This is a genomic window from Enterocloster sp. OA13 (assembly GCF_022440595.1).
GTDB lineage: Bacteria > Bacillota > Clostridia > Lachnospirales > Lachnospiraceae > Enterocloster > Enterocloster hominis.
This window is the reverse complement of sequence record NZ_JAKNTF010000001.1, coordinates 5,553,437-5,565,907: the sequence shown is the minus strand read 5'-3', so window position 1 is coordinate 5,565,907 and position 12,471 is coordinate 5,553,437. Positions and strand designations below refer to the sequence as shown.

11 protein-coding genes are annotated in these 12,471 nt (G+C 52.4%); 8 read left to right on the top strand and 3 right to left on the bottom strand.

Going from position 1 to position 12,471, the window contains the following annotated elements:
- Positions 1-24 precede the first annotated feature (24 nt).
- From fabG to MCJ35_RS24880, 7 genes are read left to right on the top strand one after another with little or no spacing between them, the layout of a single operon-like run.
- Positions 25-765 (top strand): 3-oxoacyl-[acyl-carrier-protein] reductase, encoded by a 741-nt coding sequence (fabG, locus tag MCJ35_RS24910; protein WP_008726615.1) that lies wholly within the window; start codon positions 25-27, stop codon positions 763-765.
- A gap of 22 nt (positions 766-787) precedes the next feature.
- Entirely contained in the window at positions 788-2,026 is a 1,239-nt protein-coding gene (gene fabF, locus MCJ35_RS24905) for a beta-ketoacyl-ACP synthase II (protein WP_008726614.1), read from the top strand.
- 15 nt (positions 2,027-2,041) lie between these two features.
- The gene (gene accB, locus MCJ35_RS24900) at positions 2,042-2,527 is read left to right on the top strand and encodes an acetyl-CoA carboxylase biotin carboxyl carrier protein (protein ID WP_025484720.1); all 486 of its coding nucleotides are present in this window, start codon (positions 2,042-2,044) and stop codon (positions 2,525-2,527) included.
- A 16-nt stretch (positions 2,528-2,543) separates the two neighbouring features.
- On the top strand, positions 2,544-2,969 hold the full coding sequence (gene fabZ, locus MCJ35_RS24895; protein ID WP_008726610.1) for a 3-hydroxyacyl-ACP dehydratase FabZ: 426 nt from the start codon (positions 2,544-2,546) through the stop codon (positions 2,967-2,969).
- 38 nt (positions 2,970-3,007) lie between these two features.
- On the top strand, positions 3,008-4,360 hold the full coding sequence (locus MCJ35_RS24890) for an acetyl-CoA carboxylase biotin carboxylase subunit (protein ID WP_025484722.1): 1,353 nt from the start codon (positions 3,008-3,010) through the stop codon (positions 4,358-4,360).
- Between the two features lie 15 nt (positions 4,361-4,375).
- Positions 4,376-6,160, top strand: a complete 1,785-nt coding sequence (locus tag MCJ35_RS24885; protein WP_025484724.1) for an acetyl-CoA carboxylase carboxyl transferase subunit — start codon at positions 4,376-4,378, stop codon at positions 6,158-6,160.
- On the top strand, positions 6,160-7,308 hold the full coding sequence (locus tag MCJ35_RS24880; RefSeq protein WP_008726605.1) for an NAD(P)H-dependent flavin oxidoreductase: 1,149 nt from the start codon (positions 6,160-6,162) through the stop codon (positions 7,306-7,308). The genes MCJ35_RS24885 and MCJ35_RS24880 overlap by 1 nt, the downstream gene beginning before the upstream one ends.
- 262 nt (positions 7,309-7,570) lie before the next feature.
- Here MCJ35_RS24880 and MCJ35_RS24875 read toward each other — a convergent pair whose 3' ends face one another.
- From MCJ35_RS24875 to MCJ35_RS24865, 3 genes are all read right to left on the bottom strand, one after another.
- Positions 7,571-8,752 carry an ISL3 family transposase gene (locus MCJ35_RS24875; protein ID WP_240299690.1) on the bottom strand — a complete coding sequence of 394 codons (1,182 nt, stop codon included), beginning with the start codon at positions 8,750-8,752 and terminating at the stop codon, positions 7,571-7,573.
- A 140-nt stretch (positions 8,753-8,892) separates the two neighbouring features.
- Positions 8,893-9,822 carry a hypothetical protein gene (locus tag MCJ35_RS24870; protein WP_025484727.1) on the bottom strand — a complete coding sequence of 310 codons (930 nt, stop codon included), beginning with the start codon at positions 9,820-9,822 and terminating at the stop codon, positions 8,893-8,895.
- Positions 9,810-11,309, bottom strand: coding sequence for a radical SAM/SPASM domain-containing protein (locus MCJ35_RS24865; RefSeq protein WP_025484729.1), 1,500 nt, complete (start codon positions 11,307-11,309; stop codon positions 9,810-9,812). The genes MCJ35_RS24870 and MCJ35_RS24865 overlap by 13 nt, the downstream gene beginning before the upstream one ends.
- A gap of 317 nt (positions 11,310-11,626) precedes the next feature.
- Here MCJ35_RS24865 and MCJ35_RS24860 point away from each other — a divergent pair, with 317 nt between their 5' ends.
- Positions 11,627-12,463: a MerR family transcriptional regulator gene (locus MCJ35_RS24860; protein ID WP_025484732.1), complete on the top strand. Its 837-nt coding sequence runs from the start codon at positions 11,627-11,629 to the stop codon at positions 12,461-12,463.
- Positions 12,464-12,471: the final 8 nt, after the last annotated feature.

Genomic DNA, 12,471 nt, shown 5'->3' with positions numbered 1-12,471 from the left:
AATGCAGCGAAAGGAGATTTTAGTATGCTGGAAGGAAAGATTGCACTGGTAACAGGCGCCAGCCGTGGGATTGGCCGTCAGATAGCCCTGACCCTGGGAGCAAAGGGGGCTGCGGTGATTGTAAACTATAATGGCTCTGCCCAAAAGGCGGAGGAAGTGGTAAAAGAGATAGAGGCCGCAGGAGGCAGGGCAGAGGCGCTGCAGTGCAATGTTTCCGACTTCGAGGCCTGCGGACAGATGCTGGCAGATATCGTTTCCAGATATGGACGCCTGGATATCCTGGTTAACAACGCAGGAATCACCAGGGATAACCTGCTGATGAAGATGTCCGAGGAGGATTTTGACGCGGTCATAAACACCAATTTAAAGGGTGTATTTAACTGTATCAAACATATCTCACGCCAGATGCTAAAGCAGAAGGCGGGAAGGATCATCAATATCTCTTCCGTGTCCGGCGTGCTGGGCAATGCGGGCCAGGCCAACTACTGCGCGGCCAAGGCAGGCGTGATCGGAATCACCAAATCCGCTGCAAGGGAGCTTGCAAGCAGGGGAATCACGGTCAATGCAGTGGCCCCTGGTTTCATTACAACGGAAATGACAGATGTGCTCAGTGACAGCATCAAATCCTCTGTCACGGAGCAGATTCCCATGAAGAAGTTCGGGGAAACCCAGGATATTGCCAATGCAGTGGCATTCCTGGCTTCCGAAGATGCAAAGTATATAACAGGCCAGGTTCTCTGTGTAGACGGCGGCATGGCAATGTAGAGAAGGACAGGAGTGTGAGCGTATGAAAACAAGAGTTGTGATTACCGGTATGGGCGCCATTACCCCCATTGGCAATGACGTGGAAAGTTTCTGGCAGGGACTGAAGGACAAGAAGGTGGGAATCGCCCCCATCACATATTTTGATACAACCGATTATAAGTGTAAGCTGGCAGCCGAGGTAAAGGGCTTTAATGCCAAGGATTACATGGACCCCAAGGCAGCGCGCCGCATGGAGGCATTTTCCCAGTTCGCGGTCGCTGCGTCCAAGGAAGCCCTGGAGCATTCAGGTATTGACATGGAGAAGGAAGACCCCTACCGCGTAGGCGTGTGCGTGGGATCTGGAATCGGTTCCCTCCAGGCCATGGAAAAAGATATCCAGAAGCTTCTGGAAAAGGGACCCAGCCGTGTGAACCCGCTGCTGGTGCCTCTTATGATCAGCAACATGGCGGCAGGCAATGTTGCCATCCAGTTCGGGCTGAAGGGCAAATGCTTTAACGTGGTCACGGCCTGTGCCACAGGCACCCACTCCATCGGCGAGGCATTCCGTTCCATCCAGTACGGAGAAGCGGATGTGATGGTGGCAGGCGGGGCAGAGGCCAGCATTACCCCCATCGGTATTGCAGGATTCACCTCACTGACCGCCCTGAACACCACGGATGACCCTGCACGTGCATCCATCCCATTTGACGAGGACCGCAACGGCTTTGTCATGGGCGAGGGCGCAGGCGTGGTTGTCCTTGAATCCTTAGAGCATGCAAAGGCCCGCGGTGCCAATATCCTGGCTGAGATAGTGGGCTACGGCGCAACCTGCGACGCTTTCCACATCACATCCCCGGCAGAGGACGGAAGCGGTGCTGCCCGCGCCATGGAGAATGCCATTAAGGATGCAGGCCTAAAGCCGGAGGACATTGACTATGTAAATGCACACGGAACCAGCACCCATCACAATGACCTGTTTGAGACAAAGGCCATTAAGCTGGCCCTGGGGGAACATGCAAAGAAGGTGAAGATTAACTCCACCAAGTCCATGATCGGCCATCTTTTAGGCGCTGCAGGCGGTGTGGAATTCATAACCTGCGTCAAGTCCATTGAAGACGGGTACGTACATGCAACCGTCGGCCTTGAGAAACCGGGCGAGGGCTGTGACCTGGACTACACCCAGGGGGACGGCGTTGCCATGGATGTCAATGTTGCCATCAGTAACTCCCTTGGCTTCGGCGGGCACAATGCCAGCCTGATTGTCAGGAAATTCAGCGAATAACAGGAGGAGAATGTGATGAATATAGATGAAATCATTCAGTTGATCCAGGCGGTATCTGAGAACAAGCTGACCAGCTTTGAATTGGAAGAAGGCAACATGAAGCTCTCCTTAAAGTGCAAGAAGGAGCAGCCGCAGATTGTCACGGTTGCAGCTCCGTCCATGGACCAGGCGGCTGTCCAGATGCTTAACACGGCAGCCGGCGCAGGCATCACCGTGTCCCAGGTACAGGAGACGGCGGTCCAGACAGCGGGCGTGGATATCGGTTCGGATAAAGTAGTGACCTCCCCCCTGGTAGGGACCTTCTATGAGTCCTCCTCACCGGATGCGGATGCATTCGTAAAGGTGGGTGACACCGTGAAAAAGGGCCAGGTACTGGGCATCATCGAGGCCATGAAGCTGATGAACGAGATAGAAAGCGAATATGACGGCGTGGTGGAAGCCATCCTTGTGAACAACGAGGAAGTGGTGGAATACGGACAGCCGCTGTTCAGGATTAAATAAACAGGAGGAAAACACCATGTTAATGGGAGTAAAAGAAATCCAGGAAATCATACCTCACAGACATCCCTTCCTCTTGATTGACTGTATCGAAGAGCTGGAACCGGGCCTGCGGGCGGTTGGATATAAATGCGTGACTTATGACGAGTCATTTTTCAAGGGACATTTCCCTCAGGAACCGGTCATGCCGGGCGTCCTTCTGGTGGAAGCACTGGCCCAGACAGGCGCGGTAGCCATCCTGTCCCAGGAAGGTTTTAAGGGAAAGGTTGCCTACTTTGGCGGAATCGACAAGGCCAAATTCAAGCGCAAGGTCGTGCCGGGGGATAAAGTGAAGCTGGAGTGCGAGATCATCAAGCAGAAAGGCCCTGTGGGCGTTGGCAAGGCCACTGCCACGGTGGACGGCAAGCTGGCGGTAAGCGCAGAGCTGACCTTCATGGTTGGATAGTACAGACTAAATAGTTTGGGAATCGAGGGAGAATACCGATGTTTAACAAGATTTTGATTGCCAATAGAGGTGAGATTGCGGTCCGCATCATCCGTGCATGCCGTGAGATGGGCATACAGACCGTGGCCGTGTATTCTGAGGCGGATAAGGACTGCCTTCATACATTGCTGGCTGATGAAGCCATCTGTATCGGGCCTGCTGTCTCTGGCCAGAGCTATCTGAATATGGAGCGCATCCTGGCTGCAACCGTTGCCATGAAGGCCGACGCCATCCATCCGGGATTTGGCTTCCTTTCAGAGAACGCCAAGTTTGCCAAGCTGTGTGCGGAATGTAACATTACCTTTATCGGACCGTCCGCTGAAATCATAAGCAAGATGGGCAACAAGTCAGAAGCCCGCAAAACCATGATGGAGGCAGAAGTGCCCGTGGTGCCGGGCAGCAAGGAACCGGTGCACACCCCGCAGGACGGCCTTGAGATGGCAAAGACAATCGGCTTCCCGGTGATGATTAAGGCGTCTTCGGGCGGCGGCGGAAAAGGCATGCGTATATCCAGGAGCGCCAAGGATTTTACGGAGCTTTTCAATGCGGCCCAGATGGAGTCCGTGAAGGGCTTCTCCGATGACACCATGTATATTGAGAAATACATTGAAAAGCCAAGGCACGTGGAGTTCCAGATCATGGCGGATAAGCACGGCAACGTGGTCCACCTGGGGGAACGTGACTGTTCCATCCAGAGACGCCACCAGAAGGTGCTGGAGGAAGCTCCCTGCGACGTCATTTCCCCTGAACTCAGGCGCAGGATGGGCGATACCGCGGTGCGGGCGGCCAAGGCCGTTGGATACGAGAATGCGGGCACCATTGAATTCCTTTTAGACAAGGATAAGAACTTCTATTTCATGGAAATGAACACCAGGATCCAGGTGGAGCATCCCGTGACCGAGATGGTTACCGGTATGGACCTGATTAAGGAGCAGATCCGTGTGGCTGCAGGGGAACCCTTAAGCGTGACCCAGGAAGACGTGACCATTAAGGGCCATGCCATTGAGTGCCGTATCAACGCCGAGAACCCCTCAAAGAACTTCATGCCGTGTCCGGGCCTTATCACCAATGTCCACATACCCGGGGGCAACGGGGTCAGGGTGGACACCCATATCTACAGCGATTACAAGGTTCCGGCCAATTACGATTCCATGCTGATGAAGCTGATTGTGTATGATAAAGACAGGGAGTCGGCCATTGCCAAGATGCGCAGCGCCCTGGGCGAGGTTGTTATTGAGGGAATTGAAACCAATATTAACTTCCAGTACGAGATTCTGGAAAATGATGCATTCCAGGAAGGTGATACGGATACAAGCTTTATTGAGAAGTACTTCCCGGATTATGTGAAATAGTGAAAGGAAATGCCTATGTTGCGGAATATGTTTAAAAAAACGTATACAAAGATAGATACGAAATACAAACCGCCAAAAGGTGATGCAGAGGAGCCGGGCATCCCGGAAGGGCTGTGGCGCAAATGTAACAAATGCGGCCAGCCCATCTACGTGGAGGACGTGAAGAACAATTACTACGTATGTCCAAAATGCAGCGGCTATTTCCGTGTCCACGCATACCGCAGGATTGAGATGCTTGTAGATGAGGGAACCTTTGAGGAGTGGAATAAGGAAATGCCTTTCTCCAATCCCCTGGATTTCCCGGGCTATGAGAAGAAGGTCCTGGCTGCCAGGGAAAAGAGCCGCCTGAATGAAGCCATTGTCACGGGAAAAGGCATGATTGACGGAAATCCCGCGGTGGTAGGTGTCTGTGACGCGCGTTTTATCATGAGCAGCATGGGCCATGTGGTAGGTGAGAAGATAACAGACGCAGTGGAGCGGGCCACAAAGGAAAAGCTTCCTGTGATCATCTTCGCCTGCTCCGGCGGCGCCAGGATGCAGGAGGGAATCGTATCCCTGATGCAGATGGCCAAGACCTCCGCTGCCTTAAAGCGTCACCATGAGGCCGGGCAGCTGTTTATCAGCGTGCTCACGGATCCAACCACGGGCGGCGTGACCGCAAGCTTTGCCATGCTGGGGGATATCATCATTGCCGAGCCCCATGCCCTTATCGGGTTTGCAGGACCCAGGGTCATTGAACAGACCATCGGACAGAAGCTGCCGGAAGGCTTCCAGCGTGCCGAGTTCCTGTTGGAACACGGTTTTGTTGATAAGATTGTGGAGCGTAAGGACCAGAAAAAGGTTATCGGGCAGATTCTTTACATGCACCGCAGCCACAGGATGAATGTGGACCTGCCGGTGGGTAAGGCAGCGGCCGCTGTGGATGAACTTGGGAAAATGGCGCGGTCCGGTGGGAAAACATCCGGCGGAAAGACATCTGGTGGAAAGACATCCGATGGGAAAACATTGGGCGGCGCGGCAAAGACAGCCTGGGACACGGTCCTTCTCTCAAGGAAATCAGACCGTCCCGTTGCAACGGATTATATCAACGCCATATTTGATGAGTTCATCGAGTTCCACGGGGACCGGTATTTTGGCGACGACGGCGCCATTGTAGGCGGGATTGCCATGTTCCACGGCATGCCCGTGACTGTAATCGGACAGCAGAAGGGCAAGAACACCAAGGATAACCTGAAGCGCAACTTCGGCATGCCCTCGCCGGACGGATACCGCAAGGCCCTGCGTCTCATGAAGCAGGCGGAAAGCTTTGGACGTCCCGTGGTGTGTTTTGTGGATACGCCAGGAGCATTCTGCGGACTGGAGGCAGAAGAACGGGGACAGGGGGAAGCCATTGCGCGGAACCTGTTTGAGATGTCAGACCTGAAGGTTCCTGTGCTTTCCGTGGTGATAGGAGAAGGCGGAAGCGGCGGCGCCCTTGCCATGGCCGTGGCCGATGAGGTGTGGATGCTGGAAAATGCAATCTACTCCATCCTGTCGCCGGAAGGATTTGCATCCATCCTGTATAAGGACAGCAAGAAAGCGCCGGATGCAGCCAAGGTCATGAAAGTAACGGCCCAGGATCTTAAGAAGCTGGGACTGGTGGAACGGATTGTACCGGAAGAAGAACCCGTATGTACGGATAACCTTTACCGTGTTGCTGAATACATGGACAGCGCCATGGCAGGGTTTTTTGAACGCTGCCTTTCCATGACAAAGGAAGAACTGGCAGAACAAAGGTATCTTAGATTTAGGAGAATGTAATGAACGAATTAAAACCATTGGTAATTGGGGATTTAGTAGTTAAAAAACCTATTATTCAGGGAGGCATGGGTGTTGGAATAAGCCTTCATAAGCTTGCGGGCGCGGTTGCGGCTGCCGGCGGGGTGGGGATTATATCGTCGGCCCAGATTGGTTTCAGGGAACCTGATTTTACTACGAATTTTGTGGAGGCCAACCTAAGGGCTATCCGCCGGGAGATGCAGGCCGCCAGGGAGATTTCCCCGGACGGCGCCATTGGTTTTAATATCATGGTTGCCACCAAGCACTATGATATGTGGGTTAAGGAAGCGGTCAAGGCAGGGGCTGACATCATCATCTCCGGCGCAGGGCTTCCGGTTGCCCTTCCGGAACATGTGGAAGCCGCTTACGCGGAAATGAAAGAGAGCGGACAGGAGCTGCCCGCCCGCCGGATTAAGCTGGCCCCCATTGTATCTTCCGCCAAGTCCGCCATGGTCATCTGCAAGATGTGGGACAGGAAATGTCATGTGGCGCCGGACCTGGTGGTGATAGAAGGACCGCTGGCCGGCGGACACCTTGGGTTCTCACTGGACCAGCTCACCTCCTACGGCGCCGACACAGAGGATGTTCCGGCAACCTATGACCAGGCTGCTTATGACGAAGAGGTGAAGGCAATCATAAAGGTAGTAGGGGAATACGGCGCCAAGTATGGCCGCCATATCCCGGTGGTCACGGCCGGAGGGATTTACACCCACGAGGACGTGCTGCACCAGCTGGAGCTGGGGGCGGACGGTGTCCAGGTGGGCACCAGGTTCGTCACCACCGAGGAGTGTGATGCCTCCGAGGCTTATAAGCAGGAATATATCAAGGCAGGGAAAGAGGACATCGTGATTACCAAGAGTCCGGTGGGAATGCCGGGCAGGGCCATCATGAACCCCTTCCTCAGGCAGATTAAGTCAGGGGACCGCCCTGTCATCAAATCCTGCTTCCAGTGTCTGGAGCACTGCGATATAAGGACCATTCCATACTGTATCACCATGGCCCTTGTAAAGGCGGCTGAGGGGGATACGGAGCATGCGCTTCTGTTCTGCGGAAGCAATGCTTACCGGGCCGGGAAGATTGACACGGTAAAGCATGTGATGGATGATCTGATGGGCGAGGCACAGGAGTAATATCTTTCAGGTATCATCGGACTTTTGCTATTATTGGTTTTGAAACGGAATAGAATGATCGGGCAGACAGGAACGGCATTGTTTTTATAGAACGATGTGCGCCTGTCTGCCCGTTTTTTATTCTGGCTCTTTGTCAATAGTTGGGGTGGGATTTGTAAAATCCCGCCCCAATTCTATGAAAAGGGCCCTTTTTATGTTTAGTTCCAGGTTTTACTGATTTTGGGCATGCCAAATAAGCCTCCGCATTACCGACCTTTTTATCCTATGATGTACAGTGAAGTATCCGGGTTCGGAACCGTTTGAAATTCCGGATTCCGTAGCTACTCCGTTTTAATACCTTTATCTTGTTGTTAAATCCTTCTGTGGGACCATTTGTCAACCCGTATTTAAAGGCATTCAGGATTTCTTTTCGCCAGGCCCTGTAGGTCTTAGCACAGGCTTCAAATTCCTTGATCCCACAGCTCTGTGCATTCGTAATCCAGTCATCAAATTCCTTCTGCTGCTGACGATACGCTTCCATCTGGCAGATATCATAGAACCACTCTTTCATCCGGTGTGCCAGACGTAGATCCTCGCTATAGTGAAGCATTAAATCACAGGCCTGTTTGTTCTCATCCTTCAGCTTTTTATAGCGGGTCAGAATGAGTTTCCGGCTGCGTTTATAATACTTACGCAGAGAAACCGGCATGGACCGCTGCAGTCGTTTGCGTACATTTTCAATCGCCCATGTCACCTGCCGGATGAAATGATATTTATCCACGATGATTGTAGCGTTTGGAAAGAAGGTCTGTGCAAGTTCGGTGTAGGGGCGCCACATATCGCAGACGAAGAACTTTACCTTCAGGCGTTCTTTCCTGGGAATGTTCCGCCAATAATCAGCCAGATGGCTCTGGGTCCGATCCGGGAGAATGTCGAGGATCCTGCGCTTTTTCGGATCAACCAGAATGCACTGATATTTACCGGTAGAAGCATTGCCTTTGAATTCGTCAATGGAAAGCGCTTGCGGAAGCTGGTCAGGCGGAGAATAGCAAATCGTGTCCAGAAGGCGGCAGACCGTCTGGACGGAAACACCGGTAAGCTCTGCAATCTGTTTTAAGGAAAAGGTCTGCCGGAGCAGGGAGACAATGTAAAATGCCAGCCTGCGGGTCCTGCGGTGGTATCTGGGGAGGAACGAATAGGGTTCCGTGAACCGTTTGCGGCAGTATGGGCAGAGGTAGCGGCGTTTGCGAAGGAGCAGGATAACTTGTTTTCCCAGTAAGGGAATGTCCTGGACCTCTTGTAAACGGTAATCATGAATCCGTTTTGTATTAGCCCCACAGCAGGGGCAAATCTGTTCTACCGGTTGGGACTGGATGAAAATTTTAATGAAAGAGTCTGCCTGAACCACTTTTTTAATAAAAACACCTTCCAAGTTAAGGAAAGCCTTGGTATAATTAGGGTACATCTATAAGGGGTCACCTCCATAACATTAAACTTTGGTCGGAATAATGGGTTTGGGAGGCTTCTTATAGATGTATTTTATTACAATCAAAAGAATGTTGGAAGTGTGCTTTTCAGCACACCCCAACATTCAGTATAGAACCTTTATTCTTTATGCAATTCCCGGTGGTAAAAATCCTTTTGACTGCATCCGGCCCGTCCGCCGCCCGCACATGCGCATGCACATGCACACCCCGCGCAGGCGCATGCACAGCTGCCGCCGCCTCCGCGGTGGGAGCCATGGCCATAATATCCCCGCCCACGGCTGTAGTTTTCTTCATCGGAGCCCCAGGTGAATTTATAGCCCAGGTATCCGGTTAGCAGTATGATTATCAGGACATTGGATATGTCAGGGCCGCTGTCCCCGGATATGCCGGTGCTGTAGTCCTGATGCTGTACTAAATCAGGATTGATAAATCCGTATAGGCGGCAGTAAACCTTCATCTGCCTGGTGCCCCCTTTCTTCAGGGAACCTTCCCAGACCAGATAACCATCCTCCTCGCGGTCCGCATTATGGCTCACAATGTAATTCCCCTGTTTCCAGGTGAATGTGTAATGTCTGATGGGGATATCATTAAACCATCCCGGGGTAAAATCATAAAATGGTTTCTGGCTGTCATCCCGGTTCATACAGAGCATGTCCTCCTGATGGATGGTAAACCAGAATACGGCTGTCTGGTCCTTATAATAGCTGCGGTCCAGATATGCTTTCAACACGGGTTCGGAGAAAAGATAGGAGTTGGACACGTGGTCGATGGCGCCTCCGAAATCAGTGACCTCACAGTGGTTGTTGGGAAGCCCCAGGCGCACCCAGGTAAGAGGGCCTTCCCTGGTATCGTTTAATACCTTCCATTCATACCGGTATGTAATATCCATACTTCCGTCATTTTGCGTTTCCACGTAGACCTGGTAATCCGTTATCTCATCCAGCGGCCTGCTGGTATAGAGTACGTAAATGATAAGGATTAGAAGGCCAATGGCGCAGATGATGGAAAAGTTGCGCAGATGGTGTTTCTTTTCTTCTATTTCAAGCATGGATCCTGGTCCTCCTGGTTGTTTTGGTTTGTGGGAGGACACCCCGGCATGTCACTTTTCCTAAGCGGACAGCGCAAACCCTCTTCTTCCCCCATGGACCGGATCCCGGCACAGGTCCTGCTGTTCCAGATGGTCTTCCAGGCGTCCCTGGTGAGGTTGCCCAGTACAGCCCCATTGCCCAGCCAGCTCTGGCAGGGCACCACGGAACCGTCCGGCGCAATGGCCATGTTGGACAGGCATGCCCCGCACATGGGCACAGACAGCCCCAGCCGCCTTAACAATTCCGGATCTGCCCGTCCAGGGGAGGTGAAACTCAACTCCATCCCGTGATTTTGACAGAATGCAGCCGCATCCTCCAGGATTGCCCCCATCTCCTGAATGGAGAGCTGGCTGGATACAGAAGCGCCCAGGGCGGCATTACCTGTCTCTATCAGCCCGGAACAGGTGACATAACATATCCCCAGACTGTGTAAATACTCCAGGGTTTTTATATAATCCTGGTTTTCGCGGCATAGCGGCGTATTGATACTGACATTCAACCCGGCGGCCAGGGCATGCCGGATGCCTTTTGTGGTTTTACTGAATCCGTCATTACCTCCGTTATCCCCATTACCTTCGTTATCTCCATCGTTATCCACGGTATCATGGCTATCTGCGGTCATGTTCCCCACCAGGCGGTTGTGTATTGACCCATTCCAGGAATAGAGGGTAATCTGTACGCTGTCCAGGCTGGCTTCGTACAGTTCCCGGCACAGCTGGGGCGTCAGGCGGATGCCGTTGGTGTTCAGGCGCGTCACAAACCACTTGGAGTAATCTACCAGCTCCACCAGATCCGGCCTCATGGTCGGCTCCCCGCCTGTAAATGTAAGCTGGGGAACCCCGGCGCTGCGCAGGCGGTCAATGATTTTTTTCCATTGGGCGGTATCCAGTTCCCTGACCACTGCCTGGGGCTGTCCGGCGGCATAGCAGTGAAGGCATTTAAGATTACAGTTCCAGGCCCCGTCCTGCTTTGTCATGGAGCTGACCATCAGGTCCATCCGGTGGGGGGCCGTCATGTGGGCGGCGTACCGGCGCAGGGATAATGGCCCGATGTCACCGTCGGGTTCCCCGCCGCGGGCAACCCCGTACAGCATGGAAAGCATGTCCTGGAGGTCAAGGCGCAGCTGTTTTTCAGGTACATGCCAGGCGTCCCTGGTCTTTTTTACCGCCGCATCAACAATGTGTCCCATATCCGTATCATCCACAGGACGGCCCTCATACCGGTTTACCTCCCGTATGAAATTCCCCAGAAGAATGGACCAGGAGTAGCCAAGGGGAAGGATATAGTACCCGTTCAGTATCATCACATAGGGACTTTTGCTAAAAGGACGCCATCTGGGCGGTATCAGATGGATGCGCACGGCCCCGGGGCCTTTGGGGTTCAGGGTGGTGTGTATCACGCCCTCTTTCCAGGATTTATACTTTGCCGCCTCACTTTTCCACAACATACATGCCCTTTCCCTGCATTGGATGCAGTATACGCTTAAAGCCCCGGTTTACAAGGCTATATGGTAAATATTATCATATGTCCAAAGGAAAATCCACATATGAAAGCCCCTTATCCCCAACATTTTAACAGAGATATCCACAAGTTATCCACATTATCCACTATCGGACTGTCCCGCAGTGTGGATAATGGAGCGGATATTAAGAATCTGTCATTTTTATTACGGTTCTCTTGCACTTTCCCGGAACCCATTGACCAATCAGCCGGAATATTTTAATCTATTGGGAGGGAATATGAAAAAAGCAGAGGGTGAAGAATATGCAGAAAACAGATGTCCAGGAAAAAGCTGAGTATCTCATAGGGGATGTGGCCCGGATGGTGGGGCTTAGCAGGGACGCCCTGCGTTTTTATGAGAAAAAGGGCATTATCAATGCCAGGAAAAAAGATAACGGATACAGATATTATTCGGAAGACGATATATATAAGCTGATGTATATCCTGTACCAGAGAAAGATGAATACCAGCCTGGAGGAGATAGAAGGCCTTATGAGCGGCGGGCGGTCCATGGAATCCAGGAGGAAACGGATCAGGCAGCGGATGGCTGAGGAGGAAGAGACCATACGCATGCACCAGCAGGCCATTGCCAGGCTGAAGCTGGTCCAGAGGGATATGGACCACATTGAGGAGTGCCTGAACCGGTATTCCCTCAGGAAGTTCCCCAAAGCTTATATCATGGGACAGTGCCGGGACCTTCACCATGGCCTGAGGGAGTGGTTCCGTCTGGCCTCCACCATATCAGGTCTGGATATGACGTATTTTTATAATGAGCTTACGTACAATGGAAGGGAACTGACCCAGCATGGCACCCTGCTCCTGTTTTATAAAGAACTGGAAGACCAGCTGGGGGAAGCCTTTGATCCGTCCTGTTATGCGCTGACAGAGGAAAAGATGTGTATCTATACGGTCCTTACATCCAGGGAGACCCTTCCCAGCCCGGATATGATCAACCGTATGGTCCAGTGGGGCCGGAGCCACGGGATTGAGACTGAGGGACGGGTGTATGCCAATGACATGACCTCTTTTTTTGAGGAAGAGGGGGCCACGTTCTGTCTGGAATTATATATGCCGGTCAGGAGGATTGTGTCGCAGATATAATAATAGAC